The organism is Streptosporangium oxazolinicum (assembly GCF_039537505.1).
Lineage (GTDB): Bacteria > Actinomycetota > Actinomycetes > Streptosporangiales > Streptosporangiaceae > Streptosporangium > Streptosporangium oxazolinicum.
The window spans coordinates 385,145-409,883 of the sequence record NZ_BAABAQ010000002.1; the positions used below are offsets into that span (position 1 = coordinate 385,145).

The following is a 24,739-nucleotide window of genomic DNA, read 5'->3' on the forward strand; positions in this document are numbered from 1 at the left end:
CTCCTTCCATGCCCGCCCGGCCGGGGTCAGGGAACCATCGCGGGGGGCTCGTCGCTGAGGATCTGGGCCATCACGTCGAACTCGTTGAACATCATCCAGTCCTCGGTGACGCGACCGGCGGTGATGTAGAGCTGGTTGATCCCCCACAGGTGGACCCGCCGGTGGCTCGGCGCGCCGTACAGGCCGTACCCGCGGTGGGTGCCGAGCGCGGTCCAGCGGACGGAGACCCGGAAGCCCTCGGCCTCGTTGCCCATCCAGTGGACCTCGTCGACGTGCATGCCCAGGTCGGGGAAGGTGGCCAGCAGGCCGCGGGCCATCCCCTTGACGTCCGCCCGGCCGTACCCGGCGCGGCCGGAGGCGGCCTTCCAGCGGACGGCCTGGGAGTAGGCGCGGTCCACGGCGCTCAGGTCGCGCCGGTTGTAGACGTTGTGGAACAGGCCGCGGACGAAGTGCTCGACGTCGAAGCCGTCCCCGGAGGCGGACGCCGGGTAGTACTCCGGGCTGCGCCCGCCGATCAGGCGTTCCGACTCGGGCAGGTGCCGGTCGGCCGTCGCGCTCGCGAGCTCGTTGCCGTACTCGCGCGCGGCCCAGGCCACGTCGATCCCGAGCTGGGCGAGCTTCGAGCACATGTTGTAGAGCACCCACTCCTCGAAGATCTCGTTCTCGCGGATCACGCAGTTCGCGATGCCCCACATGTCGACCCTGCGGCCCGTGGCCCCTCCCCAGCGCCACGGCGCCAGGTGGTGGCCGGTGGTGATGTAGCGATGCGAGGTGACGAAGCCCTGCTCGTCGTCGCCGGCCCAGATCACGTCGTCGGCCCACGACCTGGTGTCGGGGAAGGCGTGGATGCCCTGGACCGTCGCGGCGACCACGCGCTCCACCCCGTAGTGGGCGCCGCTGTCGTCGTAGACGAAGCATCCGGGCGAGTAGGTGTCGTAGATGTAGCCGATGTCCTGGTCTTCCCAGATCCGGTGGGTGATCCGGATGATGTAGTCGACGATGTCGACGTAGGTGTCCTCGAACCCCCGCATCGACTGGCGGCGCTCGCCGCGCTCGCGGTCGGCCCGCAGGGTGGAGGAGCCGGTCCCCGGCCGTACGGCGATGGAGAAGTCCGCGGGCATGACGCGGCCGGAGGGCGCGTCGGTGAGGTGCGGGCCGATGATCACCGGGCGGGCCTCCGCGGACGGCGCGGCCTTCCCGCCCGGGGACGTCTTCCCCTCCGGAGATCCGGGCGGGGTGGGCCGCTCGTCCGCGCGTTCGGGCGCCCCGTTCCCGGCTGTCATGAGGCGCTGCAGTTCACGTCGTAGATGTACTGCTTGACCTTGGGTGTGTCGACGTTCTCCGGGGTGGCGAAGACCGCGTCGGCCCGCTGGTTGCGCTCGACCGGCTCGCCCCGCATGGCCGCGACGGCCGACTGCACACCGAGGACGCCCTCGCCGTACGGGTACTGGACGACGGTCCCGTCGAGGACCTTGTCCCTGAGGGCTTTGACGATGGGCTCGGAGGTGTCGTAGCCGACCAGCCGGACCTTGCCCGTCTTGCCGGCCTCGCGCAGGCCGGTGATGGCGCCCTCGGTGTTGTTGGTCTCGGCGGTGAAGATGCCCACCAGGTCGGGGTTGGTGGTCGCCGTGGTGGAGGCGATCGAGGCCGCCTTCGCCGTCTCGTTCTTGGAGTACTGGATGCCCAGGAACTTCATGTCCGGATACTTGGCGATCGCCTGCTGGAAGCCGTCCGTACGGGCCTTCGACACCAGGGAGCCGGTGGCGTTGTCGATCGCCATCACCGAGCCCTTGCCGCCCACGAGCTTGGCCAGCGCCTCGCCCGCGAGCATCCCGCCCTGGACGCCGTCGGACTGGATGTTCGTGGTCATCACGCCGGTGTCCTCAAGGTCGCCGTCGATGCCAATAATCTTGATACCGGCCGCCTTGGCCTGCGCGAGCGGAACGATCATCGCCTTGGGGTCGGTGACCGAGATCATGATGGCCCCGGGGTTGCCGGCCACGACCGCGTTGACGATCTCGGTCTGCTTGGCCACGTCGAAGGTCGAGGCCCCCTGGGTGGTGAACTCGACCCCCTGCTTTTTGGCCTCGGTGCCGGCGCCGCAGCTCACCGTGGAGTAGAAGGGGTTGCCGGTCAGGCCGGGAATGTAGACGATCTTGCCGAGCTTGGCGGCCTCCGTGTTCGCGCCCGAGGTGGCGGCCGTTCCGGATTCCGACGAGCAGCCCGCGGCGAGGCCCGTCGAGAGGACGACGGTAACGGCGAGTCCCATCTTGAGGAAGTTTTTCATGATATTTCCGTTCTGGTCAGGTGCGGTCGCGAGTGCGACGTTTGAGCTGGTCGATGTACACGGCCGCGATCAAGATGAATCCGATCGCGACCTCCTGCCAGAACGGCTGCACGTTCTTGACGACGAAACCGTTCTGCAGCACCGCGGGAACGAAGATGCCGATCACGGTGCCGACGATCGTTCCGGCGCCGCCGAAGAGACTGGTGCCTCCCAGGACGACCCCGGTGATGACCTCCAGCGCGTCCTGGGTGTGGCCGCCGATGGTGGTGGTGGCGAAACGGGCCAGCGACATCATCCCGGCCAGTCCGGCCAGCAGCCCGCTGAGCGCGTACAGCTTGAGCATGTGGCGCCGGACGTCGATGCCGGCGCGGCGGGCCGCCTCCTCGTTGGAGCCGATGACGTAGGTGTGACGGCCGAAGCGGGTCAGTGCCAGCACGAGGCCGCCGACGATCACCACGGCCAGCGCGAGCCACACCAGGTAGCCGAACCCGAGGAAGCTTCCGGTGGAGAACCTGATCAGGGTCAGCGGCACGTCCCTGACGTCGTTGCCGTTCGTCATGAGCTGCGCGACCCCGAGCGCCGCCCCCATGGAGCCGAGGGTCGCGATCAGGGCGGGGACCCTCAGCCGGGTGACGCAGAACCCGTTGAACAACCCCCAGGCCAGACCGCCGGCCATCGAGGCGACCAGGCCGGCCAGAATCGTCCAGTAGTCGTCGGTGCCGAGCCAGGTCATCGTCTTGGAGCCGCAGATGCCGCCGAAGACGAGCACCGAGCCGATCGACAGGTCGAATCCCGCCGCGACCATGACGAAGGTCATCCCGACCGCCATCACCAGCAGCGTCGCGGCGTCATTGACGATGTTCCTGGCGTTGGCCGTGGTCGGGAAGGTGCCGGGGGCCAGCGTGACGAAGACGACGACGAGCCCCAGAAGGACGAGCGCCATGTAGAACGGCGACGACGACAGGGCTCGCCTGGTGGCACGGGCGCGGGGCGACATCGTGGCCGCCACGGCGTCGAGCGGCTCCGTGCCGTGCTCTCCGTGCCCGGTCTCCCCGGACCGCTCTCCGTTCAGCATGGTCATGACGCCTCCTGCAGCGAACCGGTCATGGCGCCCACCAGCTTGTCCACGGTCGCCTCCGACGCCTGGAACCGCGCCGCCCGCAGGCCGAGCCGCAGGACCTGGACGTGGTCGGCGACCTCCAGCACCTCGGGCATGTTGTGGCTGATCAGGACGACGGCGACCCCGCTGTCCGCGACGCGCCGGATGAGGTCGAGCACGCGGCGGGTCTGACGCACGCCCAGCGCCGCCGTGGGCTCGTCCATGAACACCAGGCCCTTGGCCCACATGACGGACCGGCAGATCGCCACGCTCTGGCGCTGGCCGCCGGAGAGGGCCGCGACGGGGGCGTCCAGGTCCTTGACGTCGGTGCCCAGCGAGACGAACGTCCTGGCGGCCTCACGCCGCATCCTGGCCTTGTCCAGGACCCCGAGTTTGCCGAGGAGGCCGGGCTTGAGCAGCTCGCGGCCCACGTAGGCGTTCTCGGCCGGGCCCAGGTCGGGGGCGAGGGCCAGGTCCTGGTAGACGGTCTCGATGCCCATGTCCCGGGCGTGAATGGGAGACGAGAAGCTCACCGGCTCGCCGTTGAGCAGGATCTGCCCGCCGTCGGGTTGGATCACCCCTGACAGGATCTTGACCAGGGTGCTCTTCCCGGCGCCGTTGTCACCGATCAGGGCGACCACCTGACCGGCGTCGACGGAGAAGTCGGTCCCGCGCAGGACCTCGACGTGGCCGTACCGTTTGAGGATCCCGCGCGCTTCTAGCAGATGTGTCATCGTCTGCCTCTCTGTGTGGAACTCAGGGGGCGCGGCCTCGGGGGCCGGGCGTGTCACCGGGCCTCCCATCTGCCGGACGTGGGAGGTCCGTCTCGTGGTGGATCCGCCGTCTACGCTTTCGACCGTTCCAAGCGCAGGGTCGCGGTGGCACGGTGGGCCGCCATGCCCTCGTACTCGGAGATGACGTCGACGGCGCCGGCGACGGCCGCGGTGGCCGACTCGGCGAGCCTCTGGAAGGTCAGCGGCTTCAGGAAGCGCGACACCGACAGGCCCGCGCTGTGCCGGGCCCCGCCCCTGGTGGGGAGTACGTGGTTGGTGCCCGCCATGCCCTTGTCGGAGTAGGCGACGGTGCTCCACGCCCCCAGGAAGACCGAACCGTAGTTCCTGAGCCGCTCGTAGTAGAAGGCGTCGTCCGAGGTGATCACCTCAAGGTGCTCGGGCGCCAGGTCGTCCATGAGCTCGATCGCCGCCTCGCGGCTCGCCGCCCAGGTGACCGAGCCGAAGTCGCGCCACGCCGGGCCCGCGATGTCGACGGTCGCGAGGGTCCGCAGCTGGCGTTCGACCTCGGCGATCACCGCGTGGCCGAGCGACTCGGACGTGGTGACCAGCGCGGCCGGCGACTCGGGACCGTGCTCGGCCTGGCCGAGCAGGTCGGCGGCGACCAGCTCGACGTCGGCGCTCTCGTCGGCGATCACCGCCACCTCCGAGGGACCGGCGAGCAGGTCGATCGCCACCCGGCCGAAGAGCTGCCGCTTGGCCTCGGCGACGTAGGCGTTGCCCGCGCCGACCAGCATGTCCACCGGCCGCTCCCCCAGCAGGCCGAAGGCCATCGCGGCCAGCGCCTGCACGCCGCCGAGGACGTAGGCGCGGTCGACCCCGCTCAGGTGCGCCGCGTAGAGCACCGCGGGGTCGGGGGTGCCGTCGGGGCGCGGCGGGGTGCAGGCCAGGACGGTGGGGACCCCGGCCGCCTTGGCCACCCCGACGGTCATGAACGCGCTGGACAGCAGCGGGAAGCGGCCCGCGGGCAGGTAGGCGCCCACCCGGTCGACCGGGATGTAGCGCTGCCCGGTCACCAGGCCGGGCACCAGCTCCACCTCGAAGTCCGTCAGGTGCTCGCGCTGCCGCCTCGCGAACGCCTGGGTGCGCTCGGCACCGAGTTCCAGGGCCGAGCGCAGCTCCGGGCTCAGGGCGTCTCCACTGGACCGGATGGCGGCCTCGTCGAGTTCGACCCGATCGGAGGTCCAGCCGTCGAGCTCCCGGGCGTAGCGCAGGACCGCGTCCATACCATCGTTCTCGATGGCAAGCAAGATCTCAGAGACGCGCGCGCTCACCGCGGCATCGCGCCGCTCGTTGCCGGCAGCGGCCTTAGGGGTCTTGAGCAGGCGATATGAACCCTCAAGGTCCGCAAGTACGTGCTTGCCAAATTCCATGCAGACATATTATGAACGGCGGCAACCATGGACAACCTTGACATTACCTGTGATGATCATAGGGTTTCCCTATGACTCTGAACCAGCTCCGAGCGTTCCTGGCGGCCGCCAGGACCGGCTCGTTCACCGCGGCCGCAGTCGAGCTGGGGGTCGCCCAGGCCTCGGTCTCCGAACTCATCCGGCGGGTGGAGGACGAGCACAAGGTGCACCTGTTCGTCCGCAACAGCCGTCGCCTGGCGCTGACCCCGGCGGGTCAGGAACTGCTGGCCTTCGCCGAGCAGTCCGTGGCGGCGGCGGACGCGGGCAGCCAGGCGCTGCGCTCCCTGCAGACCCTCAGCGGCGGGGTGGCCACCTTCGGCCTGTTGCGCAACGCCGACTACTACCTGCTGTCGGACCTGGTCGAGCGCTTCCACACCCGCTACCCCGAGGTACGGGTGCGGCTGGTCGGCCTCAACTCGGTCGACGTCGCCTCGGCCGTGGCGCGAAGGACCCTGGAGGCGGGCATCGTCGTCCTGCCGATCGACGACGCGGACCTGAAGGTGACGCCGCTGATCCGCGACGAGGTCGTCTACGCCAGCGCCCACCCCGAGCGGCTGCGCTCACCGATGACCATCGCCGGGCTGGCCGAGGCACGCCTGATCCTCTACGACGCCCACGCCGGATGGAACGATCCCACGCGGCGCCAGATGGCCGAGCGCTCGCAGCTGGCCGGGTTCAAACTCGATCCGTGGATCGAGGTCGAGCACGTCGAGGCCGCCCTCAGCCTGGTGGCCAGGGGCATCGGGGACACCTTCGTGTCCCGCGCCGTGGCCGCCAGCCCGGTGTGCCCGAAGAACGTGGGGATCGTCCCGTTCGAGCAACCGCTGTACGACACGATCGCCTTCGTCAAGCGGGAGTCGAGCCACCTGTCGCCGGCCACCAGGGAGCTGGCCCGGCTGGCCCGGCGGATGCTCCTGGACCAGGCCGACGCGACACACCGCCTCGGCGGCGACGGACCCGCCCCGGCCGGCTCCGTACCGGACCGGCTCCATACGCGGTGAGCCGGGGCGGGCGGCGTGCCGAGACAGCGGTGGGAACGGCCCAGATCACCGCCGAGCGGTTCGAGCGCCTCGCCGAGGCCGGCCGTCGGCCCAACGTGATGCTCCAGATCCTCCCTTACCAGGCCGGGGCGCATCAGGCGATGACCGGATCGTTCACCGTCGTGGGCTTTCCCGCTTCGAGCGACCTGGACGTCATCTATCTGGAGAACATGTCCAGCGGCCTGTGCCTGGAGGACGCCGTGAACGTCCGCCGGTACGTCTCGGTGTTCGACTACCTCCGGGCGGCGGCCCTCAGCCCCGCCGACACGGCGACTATGCTGATGAACGCGCTGAACACCCTGGCGTGAGTGTCCAGCCGAAGGGGCGCGGGATGTCCAACCCGGTAGACCTGACCACCGCCGCGTGGCGCAAGAGCTCGCTCAGCGGAGGCAACGGCGACTGCGTGGAGGTCGCGGACCTGGGCGACGTCGTGGCCGTCCGCGACTCCAAGAACCCCGGCGGTCCCAAACTCGTCCTCACCCGTGACGCTTGGTCGGCCTTCGTCACACGGCTGAAGAACGACGCCTAGCTCCCGGAACGAGAGACGACCCCTCGCCTCGACGGCCGGGGAGCCCCGAGGTGATCTGCCGGGATCGTACGGGCCATAACCCGCACGATCCCGGCAGAACCCTGCGGGTCAGGTGACCAGTTCCGCGACCAGTTCCAGTTGTTCCAGGCGGAGCCTGAGGGTCGGGGTGACCAGGCCGACGACGAGGGAGGTGGCGCCCGCCTCGCGGTAGGCGGCGACGCGTTCGCGGAGTTTGGCCGGTGGTCCGCACATCGTCATCGCGTCGACCAGGCCGTCCGGGAGCAGCGACATCGCCTCGCCCTGGCGCCCGGCCAGGAACGCCTTCTGGATCGCCTCGGCCTCCTTCTCGAAGCCGAGGGAGCGGGCCAGGCGGTTGTAGAAGTTGGTACGGCGCGAGCCCATGCCGCCCAGGTAGAGGGCGAGCATGGGGCGCATCATGTCAAAGGCCAGTTCCTCGTCCTCGTCGACGAGGGTGAGGATCATCGGCGCGACGTCGAAGCCGTCCAGGGTGCGGCCCGCCCGCGCCGCTCCGGCGCGCAGCTGGGCCGTGCGCTCGGCCAGGTGCTCGGGCGGGAAGTGGATCGCGAGCCAGCCGTCGGCCAACTCCCCGGCGAGCGCGGTGGTCTCCGGGCCCATCGCGCCGAGATAGACGGGGAGGTGCTTCTGGACCGGGGAGACGCCCAGGGACAGCTCCTTGCCCTGCCCTCCGGGAAGTGGCAGCGTCACGGTCTCGCCCGAGTAGCTCACCGGGCGCCCGGCCAGGGCCAGCCGCAGCACCGACAGGTAGTCGCGGGCGCGGGCCACCGGCCGGTCGAAGCGCTCCCCGTGCCAGCCCTCCACGACCTGCGGCCCCGACACGCCCACGCCCAGCCGGGCCCGGCCGCCGGAGATCTGGTCGATGGTCGCGGCCGTCATCGCCGCCACCACGGGCTTGCGGCCCGACATCTGCAACACGCCGGTACCGAGCGCGATCCGCTCCGTCTGGCCCGCGATCCACGCCATCAGGCTCGCCGGGTCGGTGCCGTACGTCTCGGCGGCCCACACCGACTCGTAGCCCAGCCGCTCGGCCTCGCGGACCAGGGTGAGGTGGTCGGCGGGACCGAGCCCGGCGCCGCCCCAGTAGCTCATGCTGTAACCGAGACGCATCCGATCTCCTCTGCGATGACGGTGGCGAGCAGGTCCGGGGTCTCCTCGGCCAGCCAGTGTGAGGCGTCGAGCTCGCGCATCGACGGACGTGAGACGCTCTGCCTGCGCCAGCCGAGCAGCCCGCCGCGCGACATGGAGCCGTCGCGGCTGCCGTACAGGACGGTGACGGGCACGGGCAGCGGCGGCCCCGGGCGGTGCCGGTAGCGGGCGAGCATCCCGAAGTCGGCGCGGAGGGCGGGTTCGAGGATCGGCCTGAGCACCTCGCGTTCGGCCACCTCCGCCGGGACCCCGCCCAGCTCGATCAGCTGGTCCCAGAAGAGCCACGACGGCAGGGACGGCAGCCTGCGTAGCAGGAGTGTGACGTCCGGCGCGGCGAAGGAGCCCACGAGCAGCCGTTCCGGCCACCGCCCCCCGGACTCCGGTGACGTCGAGGGCACGGAGGCCGGGGCGAGTTCGGTCAGGCGGCGGCAGACCAGGTAGGCCAGCAGCGCGCCGCTGCAGTAGCCGAACAGCGCGTACGGCTCGCGGGCGGTCGCCAGCAGGTCCCGGGCCAGGTCGTCGACGAGCGCGTCGAGGTCCTCGATCGGCGGCTCGGCCAGCCTGGCCTGGCGGCCGGGGAGGTTCACCGACCACACGCCGACCTCGCCGGGGAACCGTTCGGCCAGGTCGGTGAGCGAGGCGGGGCCGCTGCCCGCGTTGGGGAAGGTGTACAGGCGGATCCGGCCCCCGGGCCGCTCCCCCACCGGTACGAACCACGGCGCGGTCATCTGGGTCCTTCCAGTGCGAAGACGTCGGGGATGGATTCCGGGGAGCCCGGCACGCGGGCCTGGCCACCCGGCCCCGAGGAGGAGGCCGAGAGGCGTACGACAGGCCCCCGCTCCGGGGAGGCGGTCAAGAGCCCGCCCCTTCCTGGATTTCCTGGATGAACGCGGCCAGTTCGGCCGGGGTGGGGTGATCGAAGACCGCGCGGACGTTGATCGCCCGGCCCGCGAGCTCCTCCAGCGGGGCGATCAGCCGTACGGCGAGCACCGAGTGTCCCCCGTTGAGGAAGAAGTTGTCGTGCTCGCCGAGTCCCGGGCGGCGCAGCGCCTCCCGCCAGAGCCGCAGCACCCCCTCGGCGAGTTCCGAGCTCGCCGGGGCGCGGGAGGCGGGCGGGGACTCGTCCTCGGGTACGGTCAGCCCCCGGTAGTCGATCTTGCCGTTCGCGGTCGTCGGGAACTCGTCGGCCAGGACGATCCCCGACGGGACCGCGTAGTCCGGCAGCCGCGTCCCCGCGTACCGCCACAGCTCCTCGCGCAGGGCGGCTCCCGTCTCCCCGTCGGGCAGGTCCGTGGGCTGCACGAACGCCACCAGCCGGTCGTCGTGCACGATGACGGCCGCGACCTTGACGGCGTCGTGGTGGTGCAGCACCGCCTCGATCTCGCCCAGCTCGATGCGGTGCCCGCGCAGCTTGATCTGTCGGTCGTCGCGGCCCAGCAGCTCCAGGGCCGCGTCGTACCTGAGCCTGGCCATGTCCCCGGTCCGGTAGAAGCGCCCGTAGTGCGGGTGCTCGCCGAATCGCTCGGCGGTCAGCTCGGGCCGGTTGACGTACCCGGCGCCCACCCCGTCGCCCGCCACGCACAGCTCGCCGGGTACGCCCGGCGGGGCCTCGCGCCCGTCGGCGTCCCTGACGAAGATCCGGGTGTTGGCGAGCGGCACCCCGATCGGCACCGGGTCGGCCGGGGGGCCGAGGATCTCGGCCGCGGTGGACCAGATGGTCGTCTCCGTCGGCCCGTAGACGTTGAACAACCGGCAGCCCAGGCCCAGCAGGTCCGTGGCGAGCGCGGCGGGCATGGGCTCTCCACCGCAGAGCACAACGCGCCCGGCCAGCTCGTCGCGCGCCTCGGGGGCGACGAGCCGCCAGGCCGTCGGGGTGGCCTGCACAACGCGTACGTCCCGCGCCGCGATGAGCTCCAGGAACCTGCGCGGCTGGAGCTGGTCGTCGTCGGAGGCGACGACCAGGGTGCCGCCGACGGTGAGCGGGAGCATCAGCTCCAGTGCCGAGATGTCGAAGGAGGTCGTGGTGGACCACAGCACCGCGTCGGCCGGGCCCGTCCCGAGCCGGTCAGCGAAGTCGAGGACGAGGTTGGCCAGGTTGCCGTGGGTGACGGCCACTCCCTTGGGCCTCCCGGTGGACCCCGAGGTGTAGATCACGTAGGCGATCGACTCCCCGGTGACCGTCGCGGCGACCTCGGCCGGATCCAGCCGGTGCGCGGACGCGCCATCGCCACCCGCCGCATCGGCTCCGGGGACCTGCGGCATGGAGAGTACGGGGACCTCACCCGCCCAGGGAGCCTCGGAGTCGGCGATGACCAGGCGGGCCCCGCAGTCCTCCACCTGGTAGGCCAGGCGCAGCTCGGGCTGGCGCGGGTCCAGCGGCAGGTAGGCGGCTCCGGCCGCCCAGACGCCGAGCACGGCGGCGACCATCTCCGCCGAACGGCCCAAGCCGAGCGCCACGATGTCGCCGGGGCCGACGCCACGCGCCACGAGGGTGTCCCTGACGACGGCCGCCCAGGCGAGCAGCTCGCCGTAGGTGATCTCCCGATCGCCGTCACGGACGGCCGTCACGGCACGAATTTCGCGGGTGGCTTCCCCGTCACCGTCACGGACCGCCGTCCCGGTACGGGTCTCAAGAGCGCCCTCCTGGACGCCTCCCGTGCGGGTGACGATCCGCTCCAGCAGGGTGGCCGGTCCCTCCCAGGTCCGCGCGGTGTCGTTGAGCCGGTCGAGCAGTCGCCGGTCGGCCGCCGAGAGGGAATCCAGCTCCCGCTGCGGCCGGTGCGCGTCCTCGGCGGCACGCCGCAGCAGCGCGGTCATCCGCGCGACGAACGCGGCGATCTCGGCCTCGTCGTGGACCTCCGTACTGTGCCAGACCCGGAGCGTGAGCCTGCCGGGCTCCTGCACCGCGATGCACTGCAGGTCCAGGCGGCTGCGGTCGAACAGGTCCTCGACGTACTCGGGGACGGAGCCCAGGATGCTGACCTGGTCGTCGGTCCACGGCCGGTAGTTGAACATGTGCCGGAACAGCGGCACCCTCCAGTCTCCGGTGCCGTGCCCGCGCTCGACCAGCACCGCCTCCACCGAGGCGTCCGCGTGCTCGACCCCCTCGAAGAAGACGTCCTCGACCCGCCTGACCAGGGCGGCGAAACCCTCGTCCGGGTCGGCGCGCACCCGCATCGGCAGGGTGCTGACGCCGTAGCCGACGTGGCCGCGCATCGCGGCCGTCCTGGTGGTGACCGGCATCGCGGCCACCAGCTCCGGACCGGCGCCGTGGGCGCGCAGGGTGAGCATGAACGCGGCGGCCAGCACGATGTTGTCGGTGGTACGCAGGCCGGTCCGCAACGTGTCGAGCGCCCGCCGCGTGTCCGCGTCCACCTCCCAGGAGCAGGTGTGCCCGGCGAAGGTGGGCCGGGCGGGCGACGGCCTGCTGCCGGGGAACACCATCGCGGCCGGATCGACGTCCCTGAGCCGGTCGAGCCAGTAGTCCAGCGACTCCCGGGACGCCTCCCCCGGCTCCAGCATGGGCGCGACACCGGAGAGCGCGGCGGGGAGGGGCTCCTGGCTCGTCTGCGCGTCGTAGAAGCCGCCCAGCTCCTCGACGAGGAACTGCATCGAGGTGGCGTCGATGACGATGTGGTGGGCCACCAGGCAGACCACGCTCCCGCCTCCGTCGGGCAGTGCGAAGTGCCCGGCCCGGAAGAGCAGGTCGCGGCCCAGGTCGAAGGGCTCGTCCAGGAACCTCTGGAGGTCGGCGATGAGCGTCTCCTCCGTGGTCTCCCCGTTCGCCAGCTTGATCTGCGCGTCCTGCGGGGCGGTGAGGTGCCGCACGGGCGCGCCGTCCACCACGGGGAACCGCAGGCGCAGCGCCGGATGCCGCTTGAGCAGCCGGTTCACCGCGATCTGCAGCGGGAACCTGCGCAACGGCTCGCGGGTCCTGAACGCCACCGCCAGATTGGACACCCCGCTCGACCCGGCGAGCTGCTCCAGCACCCAGAACGAGTACGGGACAGCGCCGGGCCCGCGAAGCGGCTCGGCGGGCTCCGGCAGGCCCTCCGGGACTGCCGGCGTACTCTCCCGTTTCACCTCCCGCGACGCGGAAGACGACGGGGGGAAGTCGGGAACGGGGACGATCGACGCCGGGGCGTGGCGGTGTCCTCCCGGGACGGGCAGGCGCTGCAGGGGATGGTCGGGGTCGAGGGCGGACCAGTCCACCGGGCAGCCGAGCGTCCACAGCCGGGCGAGCGCCGCGAGCAGACCCCGGCGGTCGTCCCCGCAGGCGATCGTCCCCTCATCCGCCGACGCCCCCGCCGTCCCGATCAGGAGGGACAGCGTGTCTCCCGCGTCGATGCTCCCCGGTCCGGTTCCCGCCTGGGGCGAGGACGCCTGCCCCGGGGCCGCCTCGCGAGGGGTCTCCGGTTCGTGGAACGTTTCATGCCCCGGCACCGGCTCGGGCACCGCAAGATCGCCCGGCACCAGTTCGGAGACCACCAGATCATCCGATACCGGGTCAGGAACCACCAAGCTATCCGGTATCGGCTCGGGCACCGCCATCGCGTCATCCGCCACCGGTTCGGGCACCCGCTCGGGTGCCCGCTCCGGCACCTGCTCAGGGACCGCGACGGAGGCGGCCACGCGGGCGATCGCCTCGTCCAGTTCCAGCGTTCCCGAGAAGGCGGCGGCGGTGAGCTCGCCGACCCCCTCTCCCGTGCATGCCACGGGGGTGACACCCCAGCCAGTCAGGGTCGTCGCCAGGGAGTAGGTGACCGCGAACGTCACCGGGTCGTCGTCGCGTTCCCCGGCGAGCCAGGCGTCGTAGAGATCGACGCCGTGCCGCTCGAAACCTTCCAGGCAGACGTCCATCGCCTCGCTGAACAGCCGCTCGGCCCCGTACAGCGAGGCCCCCAGCCGCCCGGCGCCGCCTGCGGGAAAGACGAACCGCACACCCGTCCCGGCCGCGCCACCGGAAAGCGGCCCATGCCCGGACGCCGGTTCGCCGGGCGAGGCCGCCGGAGTCACGGCGACGGCCGTGGCGAGGGCCGCGGACGCCTCGGCCGGGGTGGCGGCCACGACCGCGCCCCGCACGGGCCGCTGGGTGCGGCCCAGCTGGAGGACGGCCACGGCGTCGGCGAACCGGTCGGTGCCGAGGGTGGCGAAGAATCCCGCCAGGCTCCTCCGTACGGCGTCGGCCTCCGCCGGCGTACGTCCCGACCAGGCGACGACGCGGGGCCGGGAGTCCCCCGGGAGGTGGACCGGCGGGAAACCCTTCTTCACCCTCAACGGTTCCCGCAGGCGCGCGGCCGAGCCGCCTCCGCGCCAACCACCGCGCCCACTGCGGGTGGGAACGGTGCGGGCGGAAACGGTCCTGGTGGAAACGATGCGGGCGGGAGGGGCGCCGGGAGGAGATTCGATCACCAGCTCGATCACGGCGCTTACGAGATCGCCGTCGAGGAGAGCGTCGTCCAGGCGCTTGAGCACGATCGTGGTGCCCCGTTCCGCGAGAGCGTCAAGGCTCGATCCCGAGACCGTGACCACGAGGTCGCAGTCGCCGACCGCGAGGGCCAGGCAGGCGGCCTCGGCGGGCTCGTAGACGGCGAACACGCCCGGGGAGCGCGCGGGGTCGTATCCGGCGTTCTCCAGCGCGCCCTCGTCGGTCTCCGTCAGGACGACACCGGGAGGGGGAAGCGGGGCGCGCGGGCCCATGCCGATCACGGCGATCGACGCGGTATTCGTCACCGAGGCGCCCCGCCGTCCCGGCGGATGCGGGCGCGCACGTCCCTGCGGCTGCCCCCGACGGGGCGCAGGCGCGCGGGTTCGCTCCTGACGGGTTCCCGCGCGCCCTCGACGAGGCGGCTGAGGGCCCGCACGTTCGGCCGGGTGAACATCGAGGTGACCGGGATGTCGATGTCGAGTACCCCCGTGATGTCCGCGTGCAGCTCGACCAGCGCCATCGAGTTGAGCCCGGCCTCGAAGAAGTTCTCGTCGGGATCGACCGTCCGGCCCAGGCGGGCCTCGATCATCTCCGCGACCGTGTCGGCGGCCGACACGCGCTGCCCCGGCCGGATCGAACGGCCCGGTTGGCCCGGAGGTCGCCCCTCGTCCTCCTCGCGTTGCCGCTCCGCTCCCACCGGCCGACTGCTCTGGATCATCCGGCGCCTTTCATGAAGTTTGTCCGATTTACCAGGCGAGCCCCATCAGGGCATGCCATACACCGATCCTCTGACACCTATTCGGACGCGACAAGAGCGTATTTTTCGGCTTTTTTGAATACGCGGTCGCACGGAAGGCCCCGGAAACGCGTACGGCCACCGCCGGAGCGGTGGCCGTGGACGATCACGTGGATCAGGCGGGGTTGGAGACCGCCGCCCCGATGGTGTGCACGCGCAGGGCGTTGGTGGAACCCGCGGTGCCGGGAGGCGAACCGGCGACGATGACGACCTTGTCGCCCTTCTCCAGACGGGAGTTGGCGAGCAGCGACGCCTCCACCTGGCGGACCATGTCGTCGGTGTGGTGGACGAACGGCACCTCGAAGGTCTCCACGCCCCAGGTCAGCGCGAGCTGGTTGCGGACGTGGCGGGCGGAGGTGAACGCCAGCAGCGGGATCGGCGAGCGGTAGCGGGCCAGGCGGCGGGCCGTCTCACCGGACATGGTGAACGCCACCAGCGCCTTGGCACCGACGATGGCGCCGACCTCGGCCGCGGCGCGGGCGATGGCGCCGCCGGTGGTCTCCGGCAGCCGGTCGAGGCTGTGCGTGGCCTGCAGGGAGCTCTTCTCCGCGGTCGTGGCGATGCGGCTCATCGTCTCGACGACCTCGATGGGGTAGTTGCCGACCGAGGTCTCGCCGGAGAGCATGACCGCGTCGGCGCCGTCCATCACGGCGTAGGCGACGTCGGAGGCCTCGGCGCGGGTGGGACGCGGGGAGGTGATCATCGACTCCAGCATCTGGGTGGCGACGATGACCGGGCGGGCCTTCTCGCGGCAGAGCTCGATGGCGCGCTTCTGCACAATGGGCACCTCCTCCAGCGGCAGCTCGACACCGAGGTCACCGCGGGCGACCATGATGCCGTCGAAGGCCTCGATGATCTCCGGGAGCCGCTCCACGGCCTGCGGCTTCTCGATCTTGGCGAGCAGCGGGAGGCGGATGCCCTCCTGCTCCATGATGTTGCGCACCACGTCGGCGTCGGAGGGACGCCTGACGAAGGAGAGGGCGACCAGGTCGAAGCCGGTGCGCAGCGCCCAGCGCAGGTCGGTCTCGTCCTTGTCGGTCAGGACGGGGGCGCTGACGTTGACGCCCGGCAGGTTGAGGCCCTTGTTGTCGGAGATCATGCCGCCGATGATCACGCGGGTGGTGACGCGCTGGCCGTCGACCCGGGTCACCTCCAGCCGGACCCGGCCGTCGTCGACCAGGATGCTGTCCCCGGGGTTGACGTCCTTGGGAAGCCCCAGGTAGGACGTGGAGACCTGGTCACGGTCGCCGGGGACTTCCTCAGTGGTGATCGTGAAGACGTCACCGAAGCCGAGGCGGACGGGGCCTTCACCGAACTTACCGACCCGGATCTTGGGGCCCTGGAGGTCGGCCAGCAGACCCACGCCACGCCCGAGCTCGGCGGCGGCCTCCCTCACCCTGTCGTAAACCTCCTTGTGCAGCTCGTGGCTGCCATGGCTGAGGTTGAAACGGGCCACGTCCATTCCGGCCGCGATGAGTTCGCGGAGGCGTTCGGGAGAGGAGGTGGCGGGGCCGAGAGTGCAGACGATTTTCGCGCGACGAGTCACGGATCCCACCCTAATTGGTACAGACCACTTGGTCGTGACGTTGGTCATAGCGCCGATGAAAAATTCGGTGACACAAAGCTACCCCGGATGAACAGGAGGTTGCGAATCACCTCGTGGGCCCCACTCGGGAGGCCGGGTGTCACCGGAATCGCGCGACCGGATTGTCACGGGGAAGACCTGTGAACACGTGCCCCGAGCGGGCCGGAGCCGATGCCCGGCGGCCGGACGTCCCCTGCGAAGGCGAGGAGCGCGGGGCGTTCTCCCCCCGCAGGCCCGGAAGCCGGCCCGTTGACCTTCACGCCGTTGACGAAGGCGCCGTTCTCCCCCGCAGGCCCGGAAGCCGGGCGGCCCTTCGGCGATGGCGGTCGGCGCGGCGCCCGCCGGGCGGCGGCGGGCACCACGGGGACCGGCCGTCAGGGAGTGAGGGGGGCGGCCTTGGCGGCCTTCTCGGCGCTGATGAGGCCGTGGCCGTAGAAGCCGTTGCGCGTCTTGGAACCCTCGCACTTGTGCACCTCGTCCACCACGAGGTCGATCTTGTAGGCGTACTCGCGCGGCGAGGGGCAGGACTTCTCGGTGGCGGTGGAGTACAGCTGGCGCTGGACGTCGGCGGGGGGCATCGTGAGACCGCCCTTGCCGGGCTTGCCGAAGCGGCTGATCAGGATGGCGGCGACGCCGGTGGCGTGCGGGGCCGCCATGGAGGTGCCGACGAGGTACTGGTAGTAGGCGCAGGTGCCGCCCGTGCAGTCCCGGATGATCGAGGCGGACTTCGGCGTGCCGTCGGCGGAGATCTGCCCCTTGGCCTTGAGGGCGTTCTCCGGCGCGGCGGCCAGGATGCCCCGGGTGGGGTCGTACGTGCCGCCGCCGTCGAACTCGTCCCCGCCGGGGGCCGCCAGGTCGGCCTGCTCGATGCCGTAGTCGGAGTAGTAGGCCTTGCGCCCGCTCTGGCCCACCGAGGTGACCGAGATGACACCCTTGGACTCGGCCGGGACGTTGAGGCAGGAGTTGTCGATCTTGCGGGTGCGCTCGGCGTCCTTGGGGTAGTCGGGGCTCGTCGTGTCCTTGCTCGGCCTGCCGAGGTCGGTGGCGCCGTTGCCGATGGCGCTGATCAGGGTGACGCCGCGCTTGCGGGCGTAGTCGAGGGCGCGCTGCATGCCGGTGATGATGCCGCGCTGCTCCAGCTGCTCGGCCTTGGAGTCGCCGGGGTTGGCCTTGCAGTTGAACAGCCACGGGTCGACGTAGAAGCTCATGTTGACCACGTCGATCCCGGCGTCGGCGGCGTAGGTGAGCGCCTCGATGCTGGGCTTGAGGAAGAACAGGCCCGAGTCCTGCCCGGCGCGCAGGCTCACCAGGGACACCTGGGGGGCGACCCCGGCGATGCCCACGCCGTTGAGGGGGGAGGCGATGGTGCTGGCCACGTGGGTGCCGTGGCCGTCGTCGTCCCAGTCGACCGGGTCCTTGCAGCTCTTGAACTCGCAGGGCCCGTCGAGGGCCTTGCCGTTGGGGTCCTTGGGCCGGTCGGTCACGAAGTTGCGGCTCAGGTCGCGGTTGAAGTTGGGGGCGATGTCGGGGTGCTTGCCGTCGATGCCGGTGTCAATCACACCGACCAGCACCTTCTTGTCGCCGGGCTCGGTGGCGTAGGAGCCCTCCGTGGTGGCGCCGATCATCTTCATGTCCCACTGCCGCCCGGCCAGCGGCTCCGGCGCGCCGGTGGAGGCGGCCGGGGAGCCGGGGGTGCCCGCCAGCCCGAGGGCGTCGGCGGAGGGGAAGGCGACCGGGGTCCTGGCCTGGGAAGCGGCCGTGGAGGCGACCCCGGAGGCGGTCCCGGCGACGGGGGTGGCGGGGATCGCGGTGGCGGAGCCGATCCTGCGGTCGGAGGAGACCCCCTCGACGGCGTCGCTACCGGCCAGGCTCTCCACGAAGCGGGGGCCGGGACCGCTGGCGAGGACGTAGCCGATCCTGGTGTCGGTCGACAGGGCGGTGCCGCCGCTCGCGCCGATCGCGTCGATCGCCCGGTCGCGGGCACCGTCCGCGTAGAAGACCAGGTATTCGCGGGTCTGGCCCGCGGCCGTCGTGGTCCCGCCCAGGGCTCCCGCCGTGAGGGTCGCCGCCAGGGCGAGCACCGTCGCCGCGCCCGTCAGATTTTTGATCCCGCGATTCATCGATCCTCCGCACCTGGCCTGATCAAAGAGATTTATCTTTCAGGCATATGTACGCCAAAGCAATCCGAACTCCCGCTCTGCGCATTTTTACCTGTAAGCAGCTGGTAAGACATCCGGCATGAAACCGATTCCCGGTTATACCGGGCACGACTCCGCCCCCGGAGGCGTGATGTGCTCAGACCCGCCGTGTTCCCACCAGATCGCTCTCGGCCCGGCCAGATCAGTCGTGGCACCCACGAACCGGTCCGGGGGCGCATGAACCAACCATGACACACCCGGACCGGCCATGCCGTGTCAGACCAGCGGTCGCGCCGTCGGCGGGATCGCCACCGGCAGGGCCGTCTGGCCCGTGAGGTAGCGGTCGGCGGCCGAGGCGGCCGAGCGGCCCTCGGCGATCGCCCACACGATCAGCGACTGGCCTCGGCCCATGTCCCCGGCGACGAAGACGCCGTCGACCGAGGACATGTAACCCCTGTCCCTGGCGACGTTGCCCCTGGCGTCGAAGAACTCGCCCTCGGCGGCCTCGGCGAGCTCCTCCAGCAGCCCCTTCTTCTCCGGGCCCACGAAGCCCATCGACAGCGTGACCAGCTCGGCCGGGATCTCCCGCTCGGAGCCGGGCACCGGCTTGAACCCGGCGGCGGGACCCTCCACCTCGACCAGGCGCAGCGCCCTGACGTTGCCGTCGGCGTCGCCGACGAACTCGGTGGTGGAGACCGCGTAGACCCGGTCGCCTCCGCCGTCGGCCAGCTCCTCGTGGGCGCTCTCCATCTTGAACAGGATGGGGAACGTGGGCCACGGCTGGCTGCCGGGACGGCTCCCCGGAGGCTGGGGCATGATCTCCAGCTGGGTGACCGAGGCGGCCCCCTGGCGGATCGCGGTGCCGATGCAGTCGGCGCCGGTGTCACCGCCGCCGATCACGACGACGTGCTTGCCCTCGGCGTTGATCGGCGAGACCGGGAAGTCGCCCTCCTGGACCTTGTTGGAGGGCGGCAGGTACTCCATCGCCTGGTAGACGCCCTTCAGGTCGCGCCCGGCGACGGGCAGGTCCCGCCACTGGGTCGCGCCACCGGCCAGGACGATCGCGTCGAACTCCTCGCGCAGCCGCGCCGCCGTGATGTCCACGCCGACGTTGACGCCGGTACGGAACTCGGTGCCCTCGGCCCGCATCTGGTCCAGACGGCGGTCGATGTGCCGCTTCTCCATCTTGAACTCGGGGATGCCGTAGCGGAGCAGGCCGCCGATCCGGTCGGCCCGCTCGAACACGACCACGTCGTGCCCGGCCCTGGTGAGCTGCTGCGCGGCGGCCAGGCCCGCGGGGCCCGAGCCGACGACCGCGACGCGTCTGCCGGTCTTCGAGGCGGGGATCTGGGGGGTGACCCAGCCCTCGTCGAAGGCGCGGTCGATGATCTCGACCTCGACCCGCTTGATCGCGACCGGGTCGGAGTTGATGCCGAGCACGCACGCCGCCTCGCACGGAGCCGGGCACAGGCGGCCGGTGAACTCCGGGAAGTTGTTGGTGGCGTGCAGCCGCTCGATGGCCTCCCGCCAGTCGTCCCGGTAGACCAGGTCGTTCCACTCGGGGATCAGGTTGCCCAGCGGGCAGCCGTTGTGACAGAACGGGATGCCGCAGTCCATGCACCGCGCGGCCTGCTTGGTCAGCGCGGGCTTGGGGAAGTCCTCGTAGACCTCGCGCCAGTCGCGGATGCGCACGTCCACCGGGCGGCGCGCCGGCAGCTCGCGTCCGTGAGCGAGGAAACCCTTGGGGTCAGCCATCGGTCGTACCTCCCTTATCCCTGAGAAACCGGAGAAATCTGAACGACATAAACGGGCTTCGACGTCGAACCGAACATCGGCGTCACCCCTGGACCGCGGCGGTCATGACGGCCTCGTCGATGTCGCGGCCCTCCAGCCGGGCGGACTCGGCGGCCAGCAGGACCCGCTTGTAGTCCGTCGGCATGATCTTGCCGAAGCGGGACGGGTCCCAGTCGGCGATGAGCGCCTTGGCCACCGTGGAGCCGGTCTCGACCAGGTGGGCCTCGACGATCTCGCGCAGCGCCTCGGAGTCGGCCTCGTCCAGCTCCTCGATCTCGACCATCTCCCGGTTGACCCGCTCGACGTCGAGGTCGAGCAGGTAGGCGACGCCGCCCGACATGCCCGCCGCGAAGTTGCGGCCGGTCGGGCCGAGGACGACCACCTTGCCGCCGGTCATGTACTCGCAGCCGTGGTCGCCGACGCCCTCGACCACCGCGGTGGCACCGGAGTTGCGGACGCAGAACCGCTCCCCCGCGACGCCGCGGATGAAGGCCTCACCGGAGGTCGCGCCGTACAGGCCGACGTTTCCGGCGATGATGTGCCCGTCGAGCGGGGCCGCGTCGTGCGGCTGGACCGAGATCCGGCCGCCGGACAGGCCCTTGCCCACGTAGTCGTTGGCGTCGCCGGTCAGCCGCAGGGTGATGCCCCGGGGCAGGAAGGCGCCGAAGGAGTTGCCCGCGGAGCCGGTGAAGCGCACGTCGATGGTGTTGTCGGGCAGCCCCTCGCCGCCGTACCGCTTGGTCACCTCGTGGCCGAGCATGGTGCCGACCGTGCGGTTGACGTTGCGGATGGGCAGGTCGAGCGTGACCCGGGAACCGCCCCTGAGCGCGCCCTCGGCGAGCTGGATCAGCGTGTTGTCCAGCGCCTTGTCCAGCCCGTGGTCCTGCTCCACGGTACGGCGGAGCGAGGCGTCCTCGGGCAGCTCGGGCTGGTGCAGGATCGGCGCCAGGTCCAGCCCGGAGGCCTTCCAGTGGTTCTCGGCCGGGGTGGTGTCCAGCAGTTCGGCGTGGCCGACGGCCTCGTCGAGGCTGCGGAAGCCCAGCGCGGCGAGATACTCGCGGATCTCCTCGGCGACGAACTCGAAGAAGTTGACCACGAACTCGGGCTTGCCGGTGAACCGCTTGCGCAGCTCGGGGTTCTGGGTGGCGACGCCGACCGGGCAGGTGTCCAGGTGGCAGACGCGCATCATCACGCAGCCGGAGACGACCAGCGGGGCCGTGGCGAAGCCGTACTCCTCGGCACCGAGCAGCGCGGCGATGACCACGTCGCGGCCGGTCTTGAGCTGGCCGTCCACCTGCACGACGATCCGGTCGCGCAGGCCGTTGAGCAGCAGCGTCTGCTGGGTCTCGGCCAGGCCGAGCTCCCAGGGGGCGCCCGCGTGCTTGAGCGAGGTCAGCGGGGACGCGCCGGTGCCGCCGTCGTGGCCGGAGATCAGCACGACGTCCGCGTGGGCCTTGGACACGCCCGCCGCGACCGTGCCGACGCCGACCTCGGCCACGAGCTTGACGTGCACCCGGGCGGCCGGGTTCGCGTTCTTCAGGTCGTGGATGAGCTGGGCGAGGTCCTCGATCGAGTAGATGTCGTGGTGCGGCGGCGGCGAGATGAGGCCGACACCCGGGGTGGAGTGCCGGGTCTTGGCGACCCACGGGTAGACCTTGTGGCCGGGCAGCTGGCCGCCCTCACCGGGCTTGGCGCCCTGGGCCATCTTGATCTGCACGTCGTCGGCGTTGACCAGATACTCCGAGGTCACGCCGAACCGGCCGGAGGCCACCTGCTTGATGGCCGAACGGCGGGCCGGGTCGTGCAGCCGCTCGGGGTCCTCGCCGCCCTCACCGGTGTTGGACTTGCCGCCCAGCCGGTTCATCGCGATGGCGAGCGTCTCGTGCGCCTCCATCGAGATGGAGCCGTACGACATCGCGCCGGTGGAGAAGCGCTTGACGATCTCGCTGACCGGCTCGACCTCGTCGAGCGGCACCGGCTCGCGGACGCCCTCGCGCAGCTTGAACATGCCGCGCAGCGTCATCAGCCTCTCCGCCTGGGAGTCCACCAGGCCGGTGTACTCCTTGAAGATCTCGTAGCGGCGCGAGCGGGTGGCGTGCTGCAGCTTGAAGACGGTCTCGGGGTTGAACAGGTGCGGCTCGCCCTCGCGGCGCCACTGGTACTCGCCGCCGACCTCCAGACGGCGGTGGGCGTTCTCGGCCCGGGGGTAGGCGCGCAGGTGACGCTGCGCCGCCTCCTCGGCCAGGACGTCGAAGCCGACGCCGCCCAGGCGGGACGTGGTCCCGGTGAAGCAGGCGTCCACGACCTCCTGGCTCAGCCCGAGCGCCTCGAAGATCTGCGCCCCGGTGTAGGAGGCGACCGTGGACACCCCCATCTTGGACATGACCTTCAGCACGCCCTTGCCGTACGCCTTGATGAGGTTGCGCACGGCCTTGTGCCTGTCGACCTTCAGGGCACCGGAGTCGACCATGTCCTCGACGGTCTCGATGGCGAGGTACGGGTTGACCGCGCCCGCCCCGTAGCCGACGAGCAGCGCCATGTGGTGCGCCTCGCGCGCCTCGCCGGTCTCGACGACCAGACCGATCTTGGTCCGGGTCTTCTCGGCGATCAGGTGGTGGTGGACGGCACCGGTGAGCAGCAGCGAGGGGATCGGCGCCAGGACGTCGGAGGAGCCGCGGTCGGACAGCACGATGATCCGCGCCCCGCCCTCGATCACCGAGGAGACCTCGGCGCGGATCTCCTCGATGCGGCGCAGCAGCGCCTCGCCGCCGCCCGCGACCTCGTACAGGCCGGAGACCACGTGCGGGTGGAAGCCCGGCAGCGCGCCCTCGTCGTTGATGTGGATGATCTTCGCGAGCTCGTCGTTGTCGAGCACCGGGTAGGGCAGCACGAGCTGGCGGCAGGAGGCCGGGCCCGGGTCGAGCAGGTTGCCCTCGGGGCCGATGGTGCTGGCCAGGGAGGTGACGAGCTCCTCGCGGATCGCGTCCAGCGGCGGGTTGGTGACCTGCGCGAACAGCTGGCTGAAGTAGTCGAACAGCAGCCGGGGCTTCTCGCTGAGCACCGCGACCGGGGTGTCGGTGCCCATCGAGCCGATCGGCTCGATGCCCGCCCTGGCCATCGGCGCCAGGATGATCCGCAGCTCCTCCTCGGTGTAGCCGAAGGTCTGCTGCCGCTTGATCAGCGTCTCGTGCGACAGGGCCTCGCGCGAGCGGGAGGGCAGCTCCTCGAAGCGGACCAGCCCGGCGTGCAGCCAGTCCGCGTACGGCAGCTCGGCCGCCAGCTCGGCCTTGATCTCGTCATCTTCGATGATCTTGCCGAGCTCGGTGTCGATCAGGAACATCCTGCCGGGCTGCAGACGGCCCTTGCGGACCACGTCCTCGGGGGCGATGTCCAGCACGCCCGCCTCGGAGGCGAGCACGACCAGGCCGTCCGCGGTGACCCAGAACCGTCCCGGGCGCAGGCCGTTGCGGTCGAGCACCGCGCCGACCAGGGTGCCGTCGGAGAAGGTGATCGAGGCCGGGCCGTCCCAGGCTTCCATCATCGTGGAGTGGAACTCGTAGAACGCCCGCCGCGCCGGGTCCATCTCGGTGTGGTTCTCCCACGCCTCGGGGATCATCATCAGCACCGCGTGCGGCAGGCTGCGTCCCGCGAGGTGGATGAGCTCCAGCGTCTCGTCGAAGGAGGCGGTGTCGGAACCGGCCGGGTCGCAGATCGGGAAGAGCCGCGACAGGTTGCCCGGCAGGTTCGCCGTCTTCAGCATGGCCTCGCGGGCGCGCATCCAGTTGCGGTTGCCCTTGACCGTGTTGATCTCACCGTTGTGGGCGACGTAGCGGTACGGGTGCGCCAGCGGCCACGAGGGGAAGGTGTTGGTGGAGAAACGCGAGTGGACCAGCGCGATCGCGGTCTCGTAGCGCTCGTCGCTCAGGTCGGGGAAGAACTGCTCGACCTGCAGCGGGGTGAGCATGCCCTTGTAGACGATGGTCCGGGAGCTCAGCGAGGGGAAGTAGACGTTCGCCTCGTGCTCGGCCCGCTTGCGCAGGCAGAAGGCGAGCCGGTCCAGCTCCAGGCCGCTCTCGCCGTCCGGGGACGCCACGAACAGCTGGCCGAAGAACGGCATCACCGCGCGGGCGCTCGGCCCGGGAAGGCCGGAGGTGATCGGGACGTCGCGCCAGCCGAGAACCGTGAGGCCCTCCTCCGCGGCGATCTCCTCGATCAGCCGTACGGCGGTCTCGCGGGCCTGCGCCTCGGCGGGCAGGAAAGCCATGCCGGCGGCGTAGGACCCGGCCGAGGGCAGGGGGAAGTCCGCCACCACGCGGAAGAAGGCGTCGGGAACCTGGGTCAGGATCCCGGCCCCGTCGCCGGTGTCCGGTTCGCTACCCTGGGCCCCCCGATGATCAAGATTGCACAGGGCGGTCAGGGCCTTCGCGACGATGTCGTGACTACGGCGACCGGCCACATCCGCGACCATGGCGACACCACAGGCGTCGTGCTCGTGCGAGGGGTGGTACAGGCCCTGAGGCTCGGGAAAGCCGAGGTGGGCAGCAGGCATTGAATCCCTCCCGTCGTCTTGCTTCTTTCGAACAAGCAAGGGACGACGTTGGCCCTGCTGCGTGGTGGGTAGAGATTACCGTACCCTGCCGGATACCTGCCTACCC

General features: G+C 71.0%; 16 protein-coding genes. 3 read left to right on the forward strand and 13 right to left on the reverse strand.

All coding sequences use genetic code 11. The features are described from left to right. Positions 1 to 26: 26 nt before the first annotated feature. The 5 genes from ABD817_RS06725 to hisD form a co-directional block, all read right to left on the reverse strand. Positions 27 to 1,283, reverse strand: coding sequence for an ester cyclase (locus ABD817_RS06725; RefSeq protein ID WP_344916092.1), 1,257 nt, complete (start codon positions 1,281 to 1,283; stop codon positions 27 to 29). Continuing rightward, positions 1,280 to 2,287, reverse strand: coding sequence for an ABC transporter substrate-binding protein (locus ABD817_RS06730; protein ID WP_344916094.1), 1,008 nt, complete (start codon positions 2,285 to 2,287; stop codon positions 1,280 to 1,282). Before ABD817_RS06730 ends, ABD817_RS06725 begins: the two co-directional genes overlap by 4 nt. A 16-nt stretch (positions 2,288 to 2,303) precedes the next feature. Further along, positions 2,304 to 3,368, reverse strand: coding sequence for an ABC transporter permease (locus tag ABD817_RS06735; RefSeq protein WP_344916096.1), 1,065 nt, complete (start codon positions 3,366 to 3,368; stop codon positions 2,304 to 2,306). Continuing rightward, positions 3,365 to 4,120, reverse strand: a complete 756-nt coding sequence (locus ABD817_RS06740) for an ATP-binding cassette domain-containing protein (RefSeq protein WP_344916098.1) — start codon at positions 4,118 to 4,120, stop codon at positions 3,365 to 3,367. The genes ABD817_RS06735 and ABD817_RS06740 overlap by 4 nt, the downstream gene beginning before the upstream one ends. Before the next feature lie 110 nt (positions 4,121 to 4,230). Next, complete coding sequence (hisD, locus tag ABD817_RS06745) at positions 4,231 to 5,550, reverse strand: histidinol dehydrogenase (RefSeq protein ID WP_344916100.1); 1,320 nt, start codon at positions 5,548 to 5,550, stop codon at positions 4,231 to 4,233. A 71-nt stretch (positions 5,551 to 5,621) separates the two neighbouring features. Here hisD and ABD817_RS06750 point away from each other — a divergent pair, with 71 nt between their 5' ends. Genes ABD817_RS06750 through ABD817_RS06760 form a run of 3 tightly spaced genes read left to right on the forward strand, consistent with a single transcriptional unit; the run spans position 5,622 to position 7,158 of the window. Beyond that, complete coding sequence (locus tag ABD817_RS06750) at positions 5,622 to 6,590, forward strand: LysR family transcriptional regulator (RefSeq protein ID WP_344916102.1); 969 nt, start codon at positions 5,622 to 5,624, stop codon at positions 6,588 to 6,590. A 29-nt stretch (positions 6,591 to 6,619) separates the two neighbouring features. Beyond that, on the forward strand, positions 6,620 to 6,937 hold the full coding sequence (locus ABD817_RS06755; RefSeq protein WP_344916104.1) for a Scr1 family TA system antitoxin-like transcriptional regulator: 318 nt from the start codon (positions 6,620 to 6,622) through the stop codon (positions 6,935 to 6,937). 23 nt (positions 6,938 to 6,960) lie between these two features. Next, the gene (locus ABD817_RS06760) at positions 6,961 to 7,158 is read left to right on the forward strand and encodes a DUF397 domain-containing protein (RefSeq protein WP_344916106.1); all 198 of its coding nucleotides are present in this window, start codon (positions 6,961 to 6,963) and stop codon (positions 7,156 to 7,158) included. Positions 7,159 to 7,266: 108 nt separating this feature from the next. On the opposite strand, the gene ABD817_RS06765 is transcribed toward ABD817_RS06760, so the two are convergent. From ABD817_RS06765 to gltB, 8 genes are all read right to left on the reverse strand, one after another. Then, positions 7,267 to 8,304 carry an LLM class F420-dependent oxidoreductase gene (locus ABD817_RS06765; protein ID WP_344916108.1) on the reverse strand — a complete coding sequence of 346 codons (1,038 nt, stop codon included), beginning with the start codon at positions 8,302 to 8,304 and terminating at the stop codon, positions 7,267 to 7,269. Continuing rightward, positions 8,283 to 9,071, reverse strand: a complete 789-nt coding sequence (locus ABD817_RS06770; RefSeq protein WP_344916110.1) for a thioesterase II family protein — start codon at positions 9,069 to 9,071, stop codon at positions 8,283 to 8,285. The genes ABD817_RS06765 and ABD817_RS06770 overlap by 22 nt, the downstream gene beginning before the upstream one ends. 124 nt (positions 9,072 to 9,195) lie before the next feature. Then, positions 9,196 to 14,076, reverse strand: a complete 4,881-nt coding sequence (locus tag ABD817_RS06775; protein WP_344916112.1) for an amino acid adenylation domain-containing protein — start codon at positions 14,074 to 14,076, stop codon at positions 9,196 to 9,198. Next, positions 14,073 to 14,489, reverse strand: a complete 417-nt coding sequence (locus ABD817_RS06780; protein ID WP_344916114.1) for an acyl carrier protein — start codon at positions 14,487 to 14,489, stop codon at positions 14,073 to 14,075. The genes ABD817_RS06775 and ABD817_RS06780 overlap by 4 nt, the downstream gene beginning before the upstream one ends. Before the next feature lie 193 nt (positions 14,490 to 14,682). Further along, on the reverse strand, positions 14,683 to 16,113 hold the full coding sequence (gene pyk, locus ABD817_RS06785) for a pyruvate kinase (RefSeq protein WP_344916116.1): 1,431 nt from the start codon (positions 16,111 to 16,113) through the stop codon (positions 14,683 to 14,685). A 413-nt stretch (positions 16,114 to 16,526) separates the two neighbouring features. Further along, complete coding sequence (locus ABD817_RS06790) at positions 16,527 to 18,272, reverse strand: S8 family peptidase (protein ID WP_344916118.1); 1,746 nt, start codon at positions 18,270 to 18,272, stop codon at positions 16,527 to 16,529. A 294-nt stretch (positions 18,273 to 18,566) separates the two neighbouring features. Beyond that, on the reverse strand, positions 18,567 to 20,045 hold the full coding sequence (locus ABD817_RS06795) for a glutamate synthase subunit beta (RefSeq protein ID WP_344916120.1): 1,479 nt from the start codon (positions 20,043 to 20,045) through the stop codon (positions 18,567 to 18,569). A gap of 82 nt (positions 20,046 to 20,127) precedes the next feature. Then, positions 20,128 to 24,633, reverse strand: coding sequence for a glutamate synthase large subunit (gene gltB, locus ABD817_RS06800; RefSeq protein WP_344916122.1), 4,506 nt, complete (start codon positions 24,631 to 24,633; stop codon positions 20,128 to 20,130). Between the last annotated feature and the right edge of the window lie 106 nt (positions 24,634 to 24,739).

Coding starts and splice junctions, on each gene's coding strand:
- ABD817_RS06735 (WP_344916096.1), bottom strand. CDS start 3,368: ATGACCATGCTGAACGGAGAGCGGTCCGGGGAGACCGGGCACGGAGAG.
- ABD817_RS06795 (WP_344916120.1), bottom strand. CDS start 20,045: ATGGCTGACCCCAAGGGTTTCCTCGCTCACGGACGCGAGCTGCCGGCG.
- ABD817_RS06725 (WP_344916092.1), bottom strand. CDS start 1,283: ATGACAGCCGGGAACGGGGCGCCCGAACGCGCGGACGAGCGGCCCACC.
- ABD817_RS06765 (WP_344916108.1), bottom strand. CDS start 8,304: ATGCGTCTCGGTTACAGCATGAGCTACTGGGGCGGCGCCGGGCTCGGT.
- ABD817_RS06790 (WP_344916118.1), bottom strand. CDS start 18,272: ATGAATCGCGGGATCAAAAATCTGACGGGCGCGGCGACGGTGCTCGCC.
- ABD817_RS06760 (WP_344916106.1), top strand. CDS start 6,961: ATGTCCAACCCGGTAGACCTGACCACCGCCGCGTGGCGCAAGAGCTCG.
- gltB (WP_344916122.1), bottom strand. CDS start 24,633: ATGCCTGCTGCCCACCTCGGCTTTCCCGAGCCTCAGGGCCTGTACCAC.
- ABD817_RS06780 (WP_344916114.1), bottom strand. CDS start 14,489: ATGATCCAGAGCAGTCGGCCGGTGGGAGCGGAGCGGCAACGCGAGGAG.
- ABD817_RS06730 (WP_344916094.1), bottom strand. CDS start 2,287: ATGAAAAACTTCCTCAAGATGGGACTCGCCGTTACCGTCGTCCTCTCG.
- ABD817_RS06750 (WP_344916102.1), top strand. CDS start 5,622: ATGACTCTGAACCAGCTCCGAGCGTTCCTGGCGGCCGCCAGGACCGGC.
- ABD817_RS06770 (WP_344916110.1), bottom strand. CDS start 9,071: ATGACCGCGCCGTGGTTCGTACCGGTGGGGGAGCGGCCCGGGGGCCGG.
- hisD (WP_344916100.1), bottom strand. CDS start 5,550: ATGGAATTTGGCAAGCACGTACTTGCGGACCTTGAGGGTTCATATCGC.
- ABD817_RS06740 (WP_344916098.1), bottom strand. CDS start 4,120: ATGACACATCTGCTAGAAGCGCGCGGGATCCTCAAACGGTACGGCCAC.